The sequence below is a fragment of the Paenibacillus sp. ACRRY genome, from assembly GCF_022346995.1.
Taxonomy (GTDB): Bacteria; Bacillota; Bacilli; order Paenibacillales; family Paenibacillaceae; genus Paenibacillus.
The window spans coordinates 12690-30512 of the sequence record NZ_JAKRNM010000004.1; the positions used below are offsets into that span (position 1 = coordinate 12690).

The following is a 17823-nucleotide window of genomic DNA, read 5'->3' on the forward strand; positions in this document are numbered from 1 at the left end:
ACCGCACAGCGGTTCAAAATAATCAGAAAAACCTGGGGACAACAGCGACCGGAAGAACAATCCGCCCCGGAGCAAGCTCCCAAACCACTTTTTTAACAGCATAAAGCATTTATCCCGTTCATTACTGAGGAGGAACATAGGATCATGATCAAAGCAACCGTCTATGTCACTATTAAGCAAAGCGTTCTCGACCCGCAAGGAGTAGCCGTTCAAGGTGCCCTGCACTCGATGGGATTCAATGAAGTGGAAAGTGTACGGATCGGTAAAGTCATGGAACTGAACCTGGATACAACTGATCGCGCAGAAGCGGAAAAACGTTTGACTGTGATGTGTGAGAAGCTGCTGGCCAACACCGTTGTTGAAGATTACCGCTACGAATTGGAGGGTTAATCCCATGAAATTTGCAGTTCTTGTGTTTCCTGGCTCCAACTGCGACATTGACTGTTACAAGGCAGTGGAAGATGCCATTGGGCAAGAGGTTGATTATGTATGGCACACGGCAACGGATCTTTCGGCGTATGATTGTATCCTGGTTCCGGGTGGTTTCTCCTATGGAGACTACTTGCGTTGTGGGGCGATTTCCCGCTTCGCACCAGTAATGAATGAGGTAGCCAAAGCTGCTGAACAAGGCAAATATATTCTTGGGATCTGCAACGGATTCCAGATTCTGACTGAAGCCGGATTGCTTCCGGGCGCGTTGATTCGCAATATGTCACTGAAATTCCGTTGTCACGATACGGTACTGAAAGTAACCAATGCAGATACACCATTTACACGTGACTATGCACCTGGGGAAGAGATTATCATCCCGATTGCTCACGGTGAAGGCAACTATTACTGCGATGAAGAGACGCTCGCAAGTTTGCAGGCGAACAACCAGATCGTATTTACGTACGGCAGCAATCCGAACGGTTCCCTGGGTGATATCGCAGGAATCTGTAATGAGGGTGGAAACGTGGTCGGCATGATGCCGCATCCGGAGCGCGCGGTGGATTCACTGCTGGGCTCGGAAGACGGCAAACGTATGTTTACATCTATTTTGAAAGCATGGAGGGATCGACATGACGCAGCAGCTATCCGCTAAGGAACCGACGGCAGAACAGGTCGCAGAACATAAACTTTACGCACAAATGGGCGTGTCGGACAGTGAGTATGAGCTGATCTGTGAATTCATGGGACGCAAACCGAACTACACGGAAATCGGTGTATTTAGCGTTATGTGGTCCGAACACTGTGCATACAAAAACTCCAAGCCGCTGTTGCGTCGTTTCCCAACCAGTGGACCGCGTGTCCTGATGGGACCAGGTGAAGGTGCGGGAATCGTTGACATTGGCGACAACCAGGCTGTTGTTTTCAAAATTGAAAGCCATAACCACCCTTCCGCTGTTGAACCTTATCAAGGGGCAGCAACAGGCGTGGGCGGTATCATCCGTGATATTTTCTCCATGGGTGCAAGACCGGTAGCCCTGCTGAACTCGCTTCGTTTCGGCAAGCTGGAGAGCGACCGCGTGAAATACCTGTTTGAACATGTCGTATCCGGTATCGCTGGATATGGTAACTGTATCGGAATTCCTACGGTAGCAGGCGAAGTGATGTTCGACGAAAGTTATGAGGGTAATCCACTCGTAAATGCTATGTGCGTAGGCTTGATTGATCATGACAAAATTCAGCGTGGTGTAGCCAAAGGCGTAGGAAACCCGGTGTACTATGTTGGTCCTCCAACGGGCCGTGATGGAATTCACGGGGCAACGTTTGCATCGGTGGAGCTGACAGAGGAATCCGAATCCAAGAAGACAGCGGTTCAAGTCGGCGACCCGTTCATGGAAAAACTCGTTATGGAGTCCTGCCTTGAACTGATCGACACGGGTATCGTACTTGGTATTCAGGATATGGGTGCGGCTGGCCTGACTTGCTCGAGTGCGGAGATGGCAAGTAAAGCCGGTAATGGTCTGGAACTGTATCTCGATCAGGTGCCACAGCGCGAAGAAGGCATGACACCTTATGAGATGATGCTGTCCGAGTCTCAGGAACGGATGCTGTTCGTGGTTGAGCCGAAGGATGAAGCCCAAGCTATGGAGATCTTTGAGCGTTGGGGCGTAATCTGTGCCAAAGTTGGTAAAGTTACCGATGATGGACGTCTAAAACTGTATCACCACGGCGAAGTGGTTGGGGACATGCCAGTGACGGCATTGGTCGACGAGTGCCCGGTGTACAACAAGCCATCTTCTGTACCGGCTTACTACGAGCAAAGCGCTTCAATCGACACGCTGCGTTACGATGAAGTGTCGGATCTCGGCGGTGCGTTGAAACAGGTATTGGCTTCGCCAACGGTAGCAAGCAAGAAGTGGGTTTACGATCAATACGACTACATGGTTCGTACAAGTACAGCCGTTCGTCCGGGTTCGGATGCTGCCGTGGTAACGATTCGCGGAACAAGCAAAGGTCTGGCGATGACAACCGACTGTAACGGACGCTATGTCTATCTGGATCCTGAAGTGGGTGGCCGCATTGCAGTTAGTGAAGCTGCTCGTAACATTGTATGTTCCGGTGCGGAGCCACTGGCGATTACGGACAACCTGAACTTCGGTAACCCGGAGAAGCCGGACATTTTCTGGCAGATGGAAAAAGCTGTAGACGGTATGGCGGAAGCTTGCCGCGTGCTGGATACACCGGTTATTGGTGGTAACGTGAGTCTTTATAACGAAAACGCCAAAGGCTCAATCTATCCAACGCCAGTAGTCGGTATGGTAGGTCTCGTTCATGATACGGATCATATCACGACACAGGGATTCAAATCCGAAGGCGATGTAATCATTCTCCTCGGCGAGACCAAAGCGGAGCTGGGCGGCAGTGAGCTGCAATATGCAGTTCACGGCAAAACGGAAGGCCGTCCGCCGCAGCTTGATTTGAACACGGAGAAGGCGCTGCTCACCACTGTGCTGGAAGCCATCCAATCCGGACTTGTTCGTTCTGCACATGACTTGTCTGAAGGCGGATTGGCTGTAGCTTTGGCTGAGTCCTGCATCAGCGGCAACGTGGGTGCACAGGTGAATGTGGAAACTGCACTGCGTGCGGACCATGCACTCTTCAGTGAGAGCCAATCCCGCATTCTGCTGTCCGCTTCGCCGGAGCAAGCAGGCAAACTTGAAGCATTTGTACGTGAGCGTGGTGTACCCGTAGCTGTTATTGGACGTGTGGAAGGAAGCAACTTGACGATCGAATTGAACGGAACATCAGCCGTGAACGAACCCGTAGGAGGTTTGGCTCAGGTCTGGGAGGATGCGATTCCATGTCTCATGAACTGACGACAGGACAGTGGTGGACAGGCGATTATTATAACGAAGGGTCCGGTAAGGAAGGACTCGATAAATTGAAGGAAGAATGTGGCGTATTCGGGGTGTTCAGACACCCTGATGCTGCTTCGCTCTCCTATTATGGACTGCATGCGCTTCAACATCGGGGCGAAGAAAGTGCAGGCATGTGTGTGAGTGATGGTACCCAGTTTAACTACCATCGTGGTATGGGTCTGGTGAAGGAAGTATTCACCAAAGACCTGATGCAGACCTTGTCTGGTGACATTTCCATTGGTCACGTTCGATATTCCACGAGCGGCGACAGTAAACTGACCAATGCACAACCCCTGGTTTTCAAGTATCGTGACGGAGATCTGGCCGTTGCCACGAACGGGAATATCGTGAATGCACCAACGATTCGTCGTGAGCTGGAGCAGAGCGGGTCGATCTTTCAAACAACTAGCGATACGGAAGTTATTGCGCATCTGATTGCACGTTCATCGAAGGGTTTGGTGGAAGCTGCAAAAGATGCATTCCAGCGGATTGTGGGTGGTTATGCATTTCTGATCATGACCAACGACAAGCTGCTCGTGGCTTCTGATCCGCACGGTCTGCGTCCGCTGACGATGGGCAAGCTCGGAGATGCATATCTCTTCGCATCCGAGACGTGTGCACTGGAAACGATCGGCGCAGAATTGATTCGCGATATTGAACCTGGTGAACTGCTGGTGCTCGATGCAGATGGTCTGCACGAAGATCGCTTCGATCATCACAAACACCGCAAGGCACTGTGTGCAATGGAATATATTTATTTTGCCCGTCCGGATAGTGACATGAACGGTGCCAACCAGCATGCTGCCCGGAAGCGGATGGGTGGACGTATGGCAATTGAGTCTTTTGTGGATGCCGATCTCGTAACAGGTGTACCGGACTCCAGTATTTCCGCGGCAATTGGATACGCTGAGCAAACCGGTATTCCGTATGAAATGGGCATGATCAAGAACAAATACACCGGACGTACGTTTATCCAGCCCAGTCAGGAATTGCGTGAACAAGGCGTGAAGATGAAGCTGAGCGCTGTGCGCCGCGTCGTAGAAGGCAAGCGCGTTGTCATGATTGATGATTCCATCGTCCGGGGGACGACTTCGCGCCGGATCGTGAACATGCTGCGTGATGCCGGAGCAACCGAGGTGCATGTACGCATAACGTCGCCTCCATTCAAAAACCCGTGTTTCTATGGAATCGATACACCTGACAGCCGTGAACTTATTGCTTCATCCTTGTCAGTGGAAGAGATCTGCCGTGAGATCAATGCGGACTCTCTTGCGTTCCTCAGTCCGGATGGACTGATTGCATCAATCCAGGGAGACAATCAGGATGATTACAAAGGCGGGCTCTGCCTGGCTTGCTTCGATAATGATTATCCAACCAACCTTGACTTCGGCGGCGAAGAGAAATTCGGCTGCAGCTGTTAGGAGTCAGGCTTATGGGAGGAAAAAGCTATAATGAAGGCGATATTTTTCTGATTCCGATGCATGATGGACGGTTTGCCGTGTGTCAGATTGTATGTGCGCTGCGAGGCCGCTTCAAAAAGGCGTTTTCGTTCGGCGTGATGAGCATTCAGCGTGACGAAACCTTAAGTTTGGAAGACGGCGAATTCCTTGTCTATTCTTATGGTAAACGTAAGAGCAGCGTGATCTTCACGTCACCCAAGCTGCTGAAAGATGGCACATGGAGCAATGTTGGTAACATTCCGCTGACTCCGGCGAAAAAAGAACTGCAAGTATTCCAGTGCGCCGGTGGGGTATACAACGGTGACGAATTCATTCGAATGGTTCCACCAGAAGAGTACAGTCAGTACATTACAATGGGTGTAGCTGGATTTGAGTTGGTGCAGAACTATCTGTTAGAGATGGGACAATCATAAATGGGTTGAAGTGTTGAGTGTCAATTACCAGCTCAATTTATACAAGATACGAAGGGTGCGATGGTAGTGTCAGAAGCATATAAAAAGGCCGGCGTCGATATCGCGGCAGGTAATGAAGCGGTTGAACGGATGAAAAAACACGTGAAGCGTACCTTCCGTCCGGAAGTGATGACAGATCTGGGCGGATTCGGAGCCCTGTTCGGTTTGAACAAAGACAAATATGATGAGCCGGTGCTCGTTTCCGGCACTGACGGTGTAGGAACCAAGCTGAAAATCGCGTTTGCCATGGACCGTCACGATACCATTGGAATCGACGCTGTGGCCATGTGTGTGAACGACATTGTGGTGCAGGGTGCGGAGCCGCTCTTTTTCCTCGACTACCTGGCATGTGACAAAGTCATTCCTGAGAAGATCGAAGCCATCGTTGCTGGTATCGCTGAAGGATGTCACCAGTCCGGATGTGCGCTGATTGGCGGAGAAACGGCAGAAATGCCGGGCATGTACAGCGAAGGGGAATACGATATTGCCGGATTTACCGTGGGAATCGTGGATAAAGCCAAAATCATCAACGGTACGACCATCTCTCCAGGTGACACGGTAATTGGACTGGCTTCCAGTGGTGTACACAGCAATGGATTCTCTCTGGTCCGCAGACTTTTGCTGGAAGAAGCCGGATTGGATCTGCATGAGGAAGTATCTGAACTGGGCGGCAAGCTGGGGGATGCACTTCTGGAGCCGACAAAAATCTATGTAAAACCACTTCTGTCCCTCCTGGAAAAGGTCAACGTCAAAGGTATGGCACACATTACGGGTGGCGGTTTTATCGAGAATATCCCACGGATGCTGCCAAGCAGCGTCAATGTAGATATCGATTACGGTTCATGGCCGATTCTGCCAATCTTCAACCTGCTGCAGCAAAAAGGGGCGGTCGCGAACCGGGATATGTTCACCACGTTTAATATGGGAATCGGACTTGTGCTTGTCGTGAACGAAGCAGACGCAAACGAAGCTCTGCAACAGCTGAAAGCTTCTGGTGAAGAAGCGTACATCATTGGACGTGTGACTGAAGGAGATGCGCGAGTAACCTTCACGGGAGCGGATGTTTAATGGCGAACTACCGGATTGCCGTATTTGCCTCTGGTGAAGGGTCGAACTTTCAGGCATTGGTGGATGCAGCGAAAAACGGAGGATTGGATGCGTCCGTAGACTTGCTGGTGTGTGACAGACCTGCTGCACGCGTTGTGCAGCGGGCCAAGGATGCGGACATCGATTGCCATTTGTTCACTCCGAAAAATTACGAATCCCGCGAGGCCTACGAGGCTGAGATCGTGGAAGTGCTTGAATCCAAAAACATTGACTTGATTGTTCTTGCCGGATACATGAGGTTGCTGACCTCAGTCGTAGTGGATCGGTATGCAGGACGGCTGATTAACATCCATCCGTCTTTGCTGCCCGCATTTGCAGGTAAGGATGCAATTGGACAGGCATTGGAGTACGGCGTGAAAATTACCGGGGTAACTGTACACTTCGTGGATGGTGGCATGGATACCGGGCCTATCATTGCCCAGCATCCTGTACCGGTTCTGCCTGGGGATACGGCAGAGTCGATCAGCCGTTCCATTCACGCGGCGGAACAGCAGCTGTATCCGGAGGTCGTTTCCTGGTTTGCTCAAGGATTGGTTCGGCTGGAAGGCCGACAGGTTAAGGTACTGAAACCGGATTGATATAAGTTGGCTACGTTTACACATTAACAGCGATCGGAAGTTTGTTCTGACCTCGTAGTGGTCCAGTGTACAATCATTCGTTTAACTTATATGGTAGAGTCGAAAATTGGTACGCATTTTGTGATATTTCTCGGGAAATAAATCGGCAGTGTTTCGTCATGAAACGCGGGACCATGGGACATTAAAGGAGGAGCATATTGTGAGTATCAAAAGGGCTTTGGTCAGTGTGTGGGATAAAACAGGCATCGTGGACTTTTGCCGCGAGCTGTCGCAAATGGGAGTGGAGATTATTTCGACAGGAGGTACAAGCAGCCTGTTGTCGAAGGAAGGCGTACCTGTAATCGGGATCTCGGATGTGACCGGATTTCCGGAAATTATGGACGGACGTGTCAAAACGCTGCATCCAGCCGTTCATGGCGGGTTGCTGGCTGTACGTGACAGTGAAGATCATAAACGCCAGATGGAAGAGAACGGACTGGATTATATCGACCTGGTAGTCGTAAACCTATACCCATTCCAGGACACCATTGCGAAGCCGGATGTAACCTATGAAGATGCGATTGAGAACATCGATATCGGTGGTCCTACCATGCTTCGTTCTGCAGCCAAGAACCATGCGTTTGTTAGTGTTGTTGTCGACACGGCAGATTATGGCAAAGTGCTGGAGGAAGTTCGCAGCAGTGGGGATACCACGCTGGAAACACGCAAACGGCTTGCGGCAAAAGTTTTCCGTCATACGGCGGCTTACGATGCAGTTATCTCTGATTATCTCTCCAACCTGAATGGTGATCCACTGCCAGAGCGTTTGACGGTGACTTACGAAAAAATCCAGGATCTGCGCTACGGCGAAAATCCGCATCAACAAGCGGCATTCTATCGTAAACCGCTTGCTGCTCAAGATACGTTGACAACAGCCGAGCAACTGCACGGCAAAGAGCTGTCTTACAATAACATCAACGATGCAAACGCAGCGTTGCAGATCGTTAAGGAATTTGTAGAGCCTGCTGTTGTGGCGGTTAAGCACATGAACCCTTGCGGCGTGGGCATCGGTGAAAGCATCTATGAAGCCTACAGCAAAGCATATGCTGCGGATCCAACATCCATCTTCGGTGGCATTGTGGCAGCTAACCGCATAATCGACAGCGACACAGCTGGAAAACTGAGTGAGATTTTCCTGGAAATCGTGCTGGCTCCTGATTTTACGCAAGAGGCACTGGATATCCTGACCAAGAAGAAAAACATTCGTTTGCTCAAAACGGGTGAGCTGAACGCAGCTCGTGACCGGGCGAGTCAATTCGCGGTGACTTCCATTGACGGCGGCATGATCGTACAACAGAGCGATGTGCATTCCATTGAAGCGAGTGAACTGAAAGTCGTTACAGATCGTGCACCTTCCGAAGAAGAATTGAAACAGCTCCTCTTTGGCTGGAAAGTCGTTAAGCACGTGAAATCCAATGCGATCGTGCTTGCGGCGAATGACATGACCGTGGGTGTGGGCGCTGGACAAATGAACCGCGTTGGTGCAGCCAAAATTGCCATTGAACAAGCTGGCGAGCAAGCAAAGGGTGCTATCCTTGCATCGGATGCATTTTTCCCGATGGGCGATACGCTGGAGCTGGCAGCTAAGGCAGGAATTACAGCTGTTATCCAACCAGGCGGTTCCATTAAGGATGAAGAGTCTATCAAAGTAGCGAATGAGTATGGTATTGCCATGGTCTTCACAGGCGTTCGTCATTTCAAACACTAAGATTCAAAACCAAAGCTTCACACGTCGATGAACAAGCGAATAGGCTTGTTCATCCTCATTTTCAGCGCATTAGCAATTAATAATGAGCGAAATCTGGAATTCATGAGGGGGAACGGAACGAATGGATATTCTGGTAGTGGGCGGCGGCGGCCGGGAGCATGCGATTATCTGGGCACTAGCAAAAAGTCCGAAGGCGGGCAAGATTCACTGTGCGCCAGGAAATGCAGGCATTGCACAGCTTGCCGAATGTCACCCGGTGGCAGTGAATGAATTCGATAAATTAAAGGCTCTTGCCGTGGAACTGAAAGTGGATCTGGTGGTCATTGGCCCAGACGATCCGCTGGCAGACGGGATTGTAGATGCATTTGATTCCACAGGCATTCCGGTCTTTGGACCACGTCGCAATGCAGCAGAGATCGAAGGAAGCAAAACATTCATGAAGGATCTGCTGCACAAGTACAACATCCCAACGGCAGCCTATGAGAAATTCGACAATTACGAGCAGGCTCAGGCTTATCTGAATGCACAGGCTATTCCTGTGGTCATTAAGGCTGATGGTCTGGCAGCCGGTAAAGGCGTAACGGTTGCTTATTCCCGCGAAGAAGCGGATCAGGCACTACGCAGTATTATGGTGGAGAAAGTATTCGGGGAAGCAGGAGCCAAAGTCATTATTGAAGAGTTTCTGGCAGGGCAGGAAATGTCCATTCTGGCATTTGTCGACGGCGAGACGGTTCGTCCGATGGCCGCTGCACAGGATCACAAGCCTGTCTACGACGATGACAAGGGGCCTAACACGGGTGGTATGGGTACATACTCACCGCTGCCACATATCCCGAATTCAATTATTGAAGAGGCTGTTGAAACGATTATCAAGCCAACGGCCAAAGCCATGGTATCCGAAGGACGGCCATTCCGCGGCGTACTTTTTGCCGGACTCATGATCTCACCGGACGGCAAACCCAAAACGATTGAGTTCAACGCTCGTTTTGGTGATCCCGAGACGCAGGTTGTACTTCCGCGCCTCAAAACGGATCTGCTTGATATTTTCTGGGCCACCGTGCATGGCAAACTGGCAGACCTGGAGATCGAGTGGAGCGAAGAGTCTGCTGTATGCGTGGTCCTTGCATCGGGAGGATATCCGGGGCCGTATGCAAAAGGCGTAGTCATCGAAGGTCTGGATCAGGTCAGTGATGCTGTCGTCTTCCACGCAGGAACGACACGCAGCGAATCCGGAGAATGGGTCACGAATGGTGGACGTATTCTTGGAGTTGTGGGACTTGGAGCCGATATTGCCGAAGCTAGAAACAAGGCTTATGCCGAGGCGGAACGTATCTGCTTCGAAGGCAAGCATCAGCGATCTGACATTGCTGCCAAAGCTCTAGTGAAATAGTTAATATGGAATATGGGTCCGCCCGACGAATGCCTTCAGATTAGAAGCATGGCATTCGTCGGGCGGGCCTTTTTGCGTTGGACCATTCGATTAGAAATATGTTTCAGCTGGATAACTCCAAGGGTAGTAGTGTTATAAAATCGGTCTATTCTATACATAGCTTTGTTAGGCATATAAGTAACTTATTACATGAATTAAGCCATTTGTGAACAAAATATTCATGAATATACGTGCAAGATAACCCAAACCATGACGTACAACTGGATGGTTTGATTCGGAACATGTTATACTTTTCTGAAACAGGAATGAACAAGAGGGGAGGTGGATATCTATTGGGAAGGCGATATTGTAAACTGTCCAAATGGAGAATTAAGGTGGAGTAAATCGGAGAAACAATCTGACAGCATGAGGGTTAGCCCTATTTATAGTGAAGTGGTTTCTTAATGTGATTGACTTCATCCTGAATTCCTGTTTTGCAACTTACAAGGTCTGTGTGCAGCATATAGCAATCTGGTCATTATTGAATTTGATTTTATATATGCATACGCCCAATTTAACTACAATCAGCTGTGCAGCCGTTAACGGGGTTAACGAGCGCTGCTGTAACTATTTCTGGAGGTGAATCCCTGAGAATCGGGGAAATCATTGGACATAATTACCATCTTGAATTTAGCATTACTCGTTCTCTTAATTGCTTTGACCGCTTTTTTTGTGGCATCCGAATTTGCGGTTGTTAAGATTCGTACATCAAGAGTGGATCAACTGGTTGCCGAAGGTAACAAAAAGGCTGTACTCGCCAAGAAGGTCGTTTCCGATCTGGATTACTATCTATCTGCCTGTCAGCTTGGTATTACGGTAACGGCTCTAGGACTTGGAGCATTAGGTAAGCCGACCGTCGAAAGGCTGTTATATCCGGTATTTGATTACCTGAGTATTTCACCGGCCATTTCGTCGGTTGCCTCCTATGCAATTGCCTTTATCCTCGTGACGTTCCTTCACGTGGTTGTCGGTGAGATGGCACCCAAAACCATGGCGATTCAATTTTCGGAAAAATTGACGCTGATGCTCTCGCCATCGCTATACTGGTTCGGAAAGATCATGTACCCATTCATCTGGGCGCTCAATGGGGCATCCCGCGTCCTTCTGCGGATGTTCGGTGTGAAACCTGCAGGACATGATCAGGCCTATTCCGAGGATGAGATCAAAATCATCATGAACCAGAGTTATGAAGGCGACGAGACGAATCAAACCAAGCTGTCTTACTTGGAAAATGTGTTTGTGTTTGATGAACGGGTTGCAAAAGATATCATGGTTCCGCGGACGGAACTTGTCACATTGGACCAGGAGATGACTTACGACGATATCATCCCTGTGCTTGATGAGCATAACTATTCCCGTTATCCCGTCATCGAGGAAGGGGATAAGGACCGCATTGTCGGCATGGTCAATGTCAAAAAGATCCTGCCGGATATGGTTGCCCAGAAGCAATACCAACTTGCCGACTTTGTCCGTGAGATTCCATTTGTATCCGAGATTACACGAATCCAGGATGCCATGATTAAAATGCAACAGGAACGCGTGCATATGGCCGTGGTAGTGGATGAATACGGCGGCACCTCGGGTATTCTTACGATGGAAGATATTCTGGAGGAGCTTGTCGGTGAGATCCGTGACGAATTCGATGCCGATGAAGTAGCTGACATTCAGGAGACCGGGGAGAATCAATATCTGATCAACGGCCGAGTACTTCTGGACGAAGTGGAGCGGCAGTTCGGATTGATTTTCGAAGGGAATGAAGAGATGGACACCGTCGCCGGCTGGATTCAGTTCCAAAAGGGCGTGCGTGTGGAAAATGGTGATACGGTTGCCCACGGTGACTATGTCTGGACCGTAGTGGATACCGAAAATTATCAGATCAAGCAGGTCCTGCTTGAGCGCGTGAACGCAGCCCCGGTGGAGGAAGCCACAAGCGATATGGCCTAACTAGAATTGAATTTCTGAATTTTCGATAGTTTGGTTGATAGTAGTGTAGGGGACGGAATCGATTCTGGAGAAGCGGAGCGTTCGCCTTTATCACCGGATTTCCCCTTATAAACAGGGAATTAAAAAAATCTGGGGATAACAGCGATCGGAAGGTTGTTCTGGCATCGGAGTGTACCAACGTAAGATTCATCAGAAATTTATAACCATTAAAATGTTCAACTTGGAGGTGAATCCCTCACTCGAGGGAAATCATTGGACGGAATAATAGCATTGAATTTATTTTTGGTAGCCGTATTTATAGGGCTCACTGCCTTCTTCGTCGGCGCTGAATTCGCCATTCTGAAAGTGCGGATGTCACGAATTGATCAGCTGATCTCGGAAGGCAACAAAAAAGCGGTCATGGCCAAGAAAGTCGCACACAATCTGGACTATTACCTGTCGGCTTGTCAACTGGGGATCACAATTACGGCTCTCGTCTTGGGGGCTTTGGGTGAACCGACCGTTGAAAAAATGCTTCATCCGCTGTTCGAGCGACTTGAAGTGCCGGCAGCCGTGTCGACGGTATTATCCTACGGGATTGCCTTGGCGATCATTACGTTTCTGCATGTAGTAATTGGTGAGCTTGCACCCAAAACGCTGGCGATTCAATTTGCAGAGAGAATGACGCTTTTACTTGCACCACCGCTGTACTGGTTTGGTAAGATCATGAATCCGTTCATCTATGCGCTTAATGGTGCTGCACGGGTGCTGCTCGGGATCTTTGGCGTCAAGCCTGCCGGACACGATACCGTCCACTCCGAAGAGGAGCTGAAGCTGATTGTAGCCCAGAGTTACGAGAGCGGGGAGATCAATCAGACCGAGCTGGACTATCTGAAAAACATTTTTGCGTTTGATGAGCGTCTGCTGCAGGAGATTATGATTCGCAAAGAAAAAATCGTTACGCTGAATAAGGAAATGCCACTGGATCAGGTTATTGAAGTGCTGAATCGGCACGAGTATACGAGATACCCGGTCATTGCGAACGGGGATGCGGCTCGCTTTATCGGCTTCATTAATACAAAAGAAATGTTGACCAGTGTGGCTGCAGGAAGATCGTTCAGCATGGATGCCTACATTCATGATATGCCTGGATTCTCGGAGAAGTCCCCGATTAAGGACGTTCTGATCCAAATGCAGCAGAGTCGTGTGCATATGGCCATTGTAAATAATGAAGAAGGTGCTACCATTGGTTTGGTTACGATGGAGGACATTCTGGAGGAAATCGTAGGGGATATCAAGGACGAATACGAGCATAAGGATCTGGTGAATCCGCCCAAACGATTGAAATTGACTTAAAACAGACGTAATCAAGACAGGTTTCCGATTCATTCGGAGACCTGTTTTTGTATTGCTCTTTTCTGCTAATCAGGAGTTAACAACATCAACGAGGAAACAATCTTAATTTTAAAACAAAAAGCTTGCAATTCGACCAACAATGGATTAATATGAATTTAAAGAATCTTAAATTAAAGATAAATAAACAAACAACAAGCAGCAACAATGAATAACAAACCGCTAAATTCAACCATGATAAAATTAAAACCAAGGGAGTGGAGATTATGTTTAAAACTTCAGGAATCCATCACGTAACGGCTTTTGTAGATGACGCACAGAAAAATGTAGATTTTTACGCAGGGGTATTGGCCCTGAGACTGGTGAAAAAAACAATTAACTTCGATGCACCGGATGTGTACCATCTGTATTACGGAAATGAGGACGGAGCGCCAGGTACAATCATCACCTTCTTCCCGCACCAAAATGCCATGAGAGGTGTCATTGGTTCCGGACAGACCGGGGTAACCGTATATGCGATTCCGGTAGGAAGTCTGCCATTCTGGAAAGAACGTCTTGCTTCCTTCGATATTCCGTTTGAAAATAAAACAAGATTCGGTGAGCAATATATTCGCTTCTTCGACAAAGGCGGCCTGCTGCTTGAATTGGTGGAACGCGAAGAAGGCCAGCCAAGTAAATGGACATTCAACGGGGTAACACCTGAACATGCCATCAAAGGTTTTGGCGGCGCAGTCCTGTTCAGCCAAGTTCCTGAGAAAACTACCGACGTGCTGGTATCCATGCTCGGCCTGGAACAGGTAGGGGAAGAAAATGGATTGATTCGTCTTCGTGCGACCGGTGACATCGGGCAAATCATCGATGTTCAGTCTTCCGGATTCCAGCGGGGCATTGGCGGAGCAGGTACGGTTCACCACATTGCATGGCGTGCAAAAGACTATACCGAGCATGAGCAAATGCAGCGGGATCTGGAGAAAGCAGGCTACCATCCAACCCCTGTAATCGACCGTCAGTACTTCAATGCCGTGTATTTCCGGGAACCGGGAGGCATATTGTTCGAACTGGCTACCGATCCTCCGGGATTTGCACGCGATGAACCTCAGGAGAGCATGGGCGAGAAACTGATGCTGCCTGAATGGTATGAACCACAACGTGAACAAATTGAAAAATTGCTGCCACCCATCGAAGTACGTGAATGGAAAGGAGAGTCCAAATCATGACCACAACCAATACGATGAAACATATTTATAAAGCAGGTGCACAGCCGGATTCCCCAACACTGCTGCTGCTTCACGGGACAGGTGGAACCGAGAATGATCTGGTAGGTCTTGGCGAATTGATTGCGCCAGGAGCAGGTATGCTTGGTGTACGCGGCAACGTGTCGGAGAACGGGATGCCCCGTTTCTTCCGCCGCTTGGCCGAAGGCGTGTTTGACGAAGAGGATCTGATTGCACGGACAGCGGAGCTGGGTGCGTTTGTGGATGCAGCGGCTGCGGAGTACGGATTCGATCGTAACAATGTTTACGCACTTGGTTACTCCAATGGTGCCAATATTGCGGCTAGTCTGATGTTCCACCAGGCTAATGTATTCAAAGGCGCGATTTTGCATCATCCTATGGTACCTCTGCGCGGACTCGAACTACCGAATCTGAACGGATTGCCTGTCTTCATCGGTGCAGGAGAGAACGATCCGATTGTCCCGAAACGGGAAACGGAAGAGCTGGCTTCACTTCTTAGCGGTGCAGGCGCAGACGTGAAAACCCACTGGGAGCGTCAGGGACATCAGTTGACCCGTACCGAGGCATTGGCTGCAGCAGCATGGTTTAAAGCCCAGGCATAAAACTAATTATTGGATCTGGGTAATGAGTACGGAGCCAGACTATATCGGCAAGACAAGAGACAGCTTGATCTGAAAGGATCGAGCTGTCTCTATTTATTGATCACCCGAATGAATTACGGGTGTTATGTAAACGTTACTAACCGGGTAATCATTTGAATGCGTACTACATAAGCTTGTATGCTTAGTTAATATAGCACTTAAGCACGATCATGAACTGGAGGGGTTATTATGGAACGAAACATCAAGGAACTGGTACAGCAGATGACACTGGAAGAAAAAGCAGGCATGTGCTCCGGACTGGACTTCTGGCATCTGAAAGGGGTGGAACGTCTCGGTATACCATCCATCATGGTGACAGACGGGCCGCATGGCCTGCGGAAACAGGATGGAAGCGCGGATCACCTGGGCTTGACGTCAAGTGTGCCTGCGACATGCTTCCCATCCGCAGTAGGATTAGCTAGCTCTTGGGATACCGACCTGGCACGTCAGGTTGGAGTGGCACTGGGTGAAGAATGTCAGGCCGAAGAAGTAGGTGTATTGTTGGGGCCTGGCGTTAATATTAAGCGTTCGCCACTGGGCGGACGGAATTTTGAATACTTTTCCGAGGATCCGCTTCTGTCTACACGCATGGCTACCGGCCATATCCAGGGTGTACAGAGTCAGGGTGTGGGCACATCGCTGAAACACTTTGCGGTGAACAACCAGGAGGAGCGGCGTATGTCCATTGATGCGGTGGTAGATGAGCGCACGCTCCGTGAGATTTACCTTGCCAGTTTCGAAAGTGCGGTGAAGGATGGGCAGCCTTGGACGGTGATGAGCTCCTACAACAAGGTGAACGGTACATATGCAGGTGAAAATGAGTGGTTGCTCACCGATATTCTGAAGGAAGAATGGGGACATGAGGGTCTCGTTGTGTCCGACTGGGGTGCTGTGAATGAGCGTGCAGATGCACTTTCCGCAGGACTGGAGCTTGAAATGCCTGCAAGTGGTGGGATTGGAGAGCGTAAGGTAATCCAAGCTGTTGCGAGCGGCAAGCTGTCTCTGGAGAAGCTGGACCGGGCGGTAGAACGACTGCTTACACTTATCTTCAAGGCTGCGGATCAGCAGCGTAAGGACGCTACCTACAATAAGGACGAACACCATCAGCTTGCCCGCAAAGTTGCATCGGAGAGTATGGTTTTGTTGAAAAATGAAGATCAGCTGCTTCCGTTGAGACGTGAAGGCAAGCTTGCACTGATTGGAGCCTTTGCCCGCAAACCGCGCTTTCAGGGTGGAGGAAGCTCCCACATCAATCCGACCCAAGTCGATGATATTGTGGAAGAGATGACCCGGATTGCCGGAACGGAGACAGAGATCTCCTATGCCCCGGGTTACCGCATTGAAGCGGATGATGTGGATGATCAGCTTATGGCAGAAGCAGTTCAGGCTGCGAAGGCTGCGGATACAGCGGTTGTTTTTGTCGGTTTACCCGACCGTTATGAGTCTGAAGGATATGACCGCTCCCATCTGCGTCTGCCGGATAACCATATCCGCCTGATTGAAGAGGTGGCCAAGGCCCAGTCACGTATCGTTGTTGTGCTCAGCAATGGTTCACCCGTGGAAATGCCTTGGCTGCCACAAGTGAAGGCTGTACTCGAAGCTTATCTGGGTGGGCAGGCTGTTGGCGGAGCGATTGCTGACCTGTTGTACGGTAAGGTGAATCCCTCAGGGAAACTGGCAGAGACGTTCCCGGCACAGCTGAGCCATAATCCGTCTTTCCTTAACTTCCCGGGTGAAGGAGATCGGGTAGACTACAAGGAAGGTATCTTCGTAGGTTACCGGTACTATGACAAGAAACAGATCGAGCCGTTATTTCCATTTGGTTATGGGCTGAGCTATACGACATTTGAATATACCGATCTAGTAACGGACCGAAATGAACTGACAGACCAGGATGAAGTTGAAGTGCGCGTGAAGGTTACCAATACCGGAGACAGAGCGGGCAAAGAAGTTGTGCAGCTGTACATCAGTGATGTGGAAAGTACGGTGATTCGTCCGGTGAAGGAACTGAAGGCATTTGTCAAAGTGGAGCTGGAGCCGGGGGCTTCCGAGGTGGTTCGCTTTACGTTAAACAAACGGTCGTTTGCTTATTACAATGTGGATATGAAAGACTGGCACGTAGAGACTGGAGAGTTCGATATTCAAGTGGGCAGTTCTTCCAAGGATATTCATCTGATCAAACGTGTTAAGGTGGAGTCCACGGCTACGTTCATTCCCACATACACACGGAATAGCACGCTCGGCGATATTCAGCGCGATCCGGCTAACAAAAGGCTGTTGGAACAAGCCATGCAGCAATTCCAGGAAGCCAGCGGCATGGGTGGCGATGATGCGGGAGAGCATGCGGATATGATGGCTGCCATGATGAAATATATGCCGCTGCGTGCCCTGGTCGCTTTCAGTGGGGGAGCGATGAGCGAAGAAGCCATGAATCAATTGCTCGATCAGTTGAACAGCAAAGATCATGGAATTCGGGCGTAGCACACGAATGATATTGTAAGTAAGTGAGATGCAATAGGTAGTGAATTCAATCGTTATTGGCCAGTATATT

14 protein-coding genes are annotated in these 17823 nt (G+C 49.6%); all 14 read left to right on the plus strand.

Annotated features, from left to right (window positions below):
- The first annotated feature begins 144 nt into the window (after positions 1 to 144).
- The 14 genes from purS (at position 145) to MH144_RS16225 (ending at position 17753) form a co-directional block, all read left to right on the plus strand.
- Complete coding sequence (purS, locus tag MH144_RS16160) at positions 145 to 390, plus strand: phosphoribosylformylglycinamidine synthase subunit PurS (protein WP_090904903.1); 246 nt, start codon at positions 145 to 147, stop codon at positions 388 to 390.
- Between the two features lie 4 nt (positions 391 to 394).
- Positions 395 to 1084, plus strand: a complete 690-nt coding sequence (purQ, locus tag MH144_RS16165; RefSeq protein WP_095288457.1) for a phosphoribosylformylglycinamidine synthase subunit PurQ — start codon at positions 395 to 397, stop codon at positions 1082 to 1084.
- On the plus strand, positions 1062 to 3305 hold the full coding sequence (gene purL / locus MH144_RS16170; RefSeq protein WP_239302267.1) for a phosphoribosylformylglycinamidine synthase subunit PurL: 2244 nt from the start codon (positions 1062 to 1064) through the stop codon (positions 3303 to 3305). The genes purQ and purL overlap by 23 nt, the downstream gene beginning before the upstream one ends.
- Positions 3290 to 4768, plus strand: coding sequence for an amidophosphoribosyltransferase (purF, locus tag MH144_RS16175; protein ID WP_095288459.1), 1479 nt, complete (start codon positions 3290 to 3292; stop codon positions 4766 to 4768). Before purL ends, purF begins: the two co-directional genes overlap by 16 nt.
- An 11-nt stretch (positions 4769 to 4779) precedes the next feature.
- Positions 4780 to 5220: an immunity 26/phosphotriesterase HocA family protein gene (locus tag MH144_RS16180; RefSeq protein ID WP_239302268.1), complete on the plus strand. Its 441-nt coding sequence runs from the start codon at positions 4780 to 4782 to the stop codon at positions 5218 to 5220.
- A gap of 66 nt (positions 5221 to 5286) precedes the next feature.
- Positions 5287 to 6327 (plus strand): phosphoribosylformylglycinamidine cyclo-ligase, encoded by a 1041-nt coding sequence (gene purM / locus MH144_RS16185; protein ID WP_239302269.1) that lies wholly within the window; start codon positions 5287 to 5289, stop codon positions 6325 to 6327.
- Complete coding sequence (purN, locus tag MH144_RS16190; RefSeq protein ID WP_239302270.1) at positions 6327 to 6944, plus strand: phosphoribosylglycinamide formyltransferase; 618 nt, start codon at positions 6327 to 6329, stop codon at positions 6942 to 6944. Before purM ends, purN begins: the two co-directional genes overlap by 1 nt.
- A 199-nt stretch (positions 6945 to 7143) precedes the next feature.
- The gene (purH, locus tag MH144_RS16195; protein WP_239302271.1) at positions 7144 to 8691 is read left to right on the plus strand and encodes a bifunctional phosphoribosylaminoimidazolecarboxamide formyltransferase/IMP cyclohydrolase; all 1548 of its coding nucleotides are present in this window, start codon (positions 7144 to 7146) and stop codon (positions 8689 to 8691) included.
- A 121-nt stretch (positions 8692 to 8812) separates the two neighbouring features.
- Positions 8813 to 10081 carry a phosphoribosylamine--glycine ligase gene (purD, locus tag MH144_RS16200; protein WP_239302272.1) on the plus strand — a complete coding sequence of 423 codons (1269 nt, stop codon included), beginning with the start codon at positions 8813 to 8815 and terminating at the stop codon, positions 10079 to 10081.
- A 645-nt stretch (positions 10082 to 10726) separates the two neighbouring features.
- On the plus strand, positions 10727 to 12064 hold the full coding sequence (locus MH144_RS16205) for a hemolysin family protein (RefSeq protein WP_239302273.1): 1338 nt from the start codon (positions 10727 to 10729) through the stop codon (positions 12062 to 12064).
- A gap of 252 nt (positions 12065 to 12316) precedes the next feature.
- On the plus strand, positions 12317 to 13399 hold the full coding sequence (locus tag MH144_RS16210; RefSeq protein WP_239302274.1) for a hemolysin family protein: 1083 nt from the start codon (positions 12317 to 12319) through the stop codon (positions 13397 to 13399).
- Between the two features lie 263 nt (positions 13400 to 13662).
- Positions 13663 to 14613: a ring-cleaving dioxygenase gene (locus tag MH144_RS16215; protein ID WP_275440153.1), complete on the plus strand. Its 951-nt coding sequence runs from the start codon at positions 13663 to 13665 to the stop codon at positions 14611 to 14613.
- 14 nt (positions 14614 to 14627) lie between these two features.
- Complete coding sequence (locus MH144_RS16220) at positions 14628 to 15233, plus strand: alpha/beta hydrolase (protein ID WP_239302719.1); 606 nt, start codon at positions 14628 to 14630, stop codon at positions 15231 to 15233.
- 228 nt (positions 15234 to 15461) lie between these two features.
- On the plus strand, positions 15462 to 17753 hold the full coding sequence (locus tag MH144_RS16225; protein ID WP_239302275.1) for a beta-glucosidase family protein: 2292 nt from the start codon (positions 15462 to 15464) through the stop codon (positions 17751 to 17753).
- The last annotated feature ends 70 nt before the right edge of the window (positions 17754 to 17823 follow it).

What these genes read in the sequence shown, in the direction of transcription:
- purS (WP_090904903.1), top strand. Translation starts at nt 145, where the DNA reads ATGATCAAAGCAACCGTCTATGTCACTATTAAGCAAAGCGTTCTCGAC.
- purQ (WP_095288457.1), top strand. Translation starts at nt 395, where the DNA reads ATGAAATTTGCAGTTCTTGTGTTTCCTGGCTCCAACTGCGACATTGAC.
- purL (WP_239302267.1), top strand. Translation starts at nt 1,062, where the DNA reads ATGACGCAGCAGCTATCCGCTAAGGAACCGACGGCAGAACAGGTCGCA.
- purF (WP_095288459.1), top strand. Translation starts at nt 3,290, where the DNA reads ATGTCTCATGAACTGACGACAGGACAGTGGTGGACAGGCGATTATTAT.
- MH144_RS16180 (WP_239302268.1), top strand. Translation starts at nt 4,780, where the DNA reads ATGGGAGGAAAAAGCTATAATGAAGGCGATATTTTTCTGATTCCGATG.
- purN (WP_239302270.1), top strand. Translation starts at nt 6,327, where the DNA reads ATGGCGAACTACCGGATTGCCGTATTTGCCTCTGGTGAAGGGTCGAAC.
- purD (WP_239302272.1), top strand. Translation starts at nt 8,813, where the DNA reads ATGGATATTCTGGTAGTGGGCGGCGGCGGCCGGGAGCATGCGATTATC.
- MH144_RS16215 (WP_275440153.1), top strand. Translation starts at nt 13,663, where the DNA reads ATGTTTAAAACTTCAGGAATCCATCACGTAACGGCTTTTGTAGATGAC.
- MH144_RS16220 (WP_239302719.1), top strand. Translation starts at nt 14,628, where the DNA reads ATGAAACATATTTATAAAGCAGGTGCACAGCCGGATTCCCCAACACTG.
- MH144_RS16225 (WP_239302275.1), top strand. Translation starts at nt 15,462, where the DNA reads ATGGAACGAAACATCAAGGAACTGGTACAGCAGATGACACTGGAAGAA.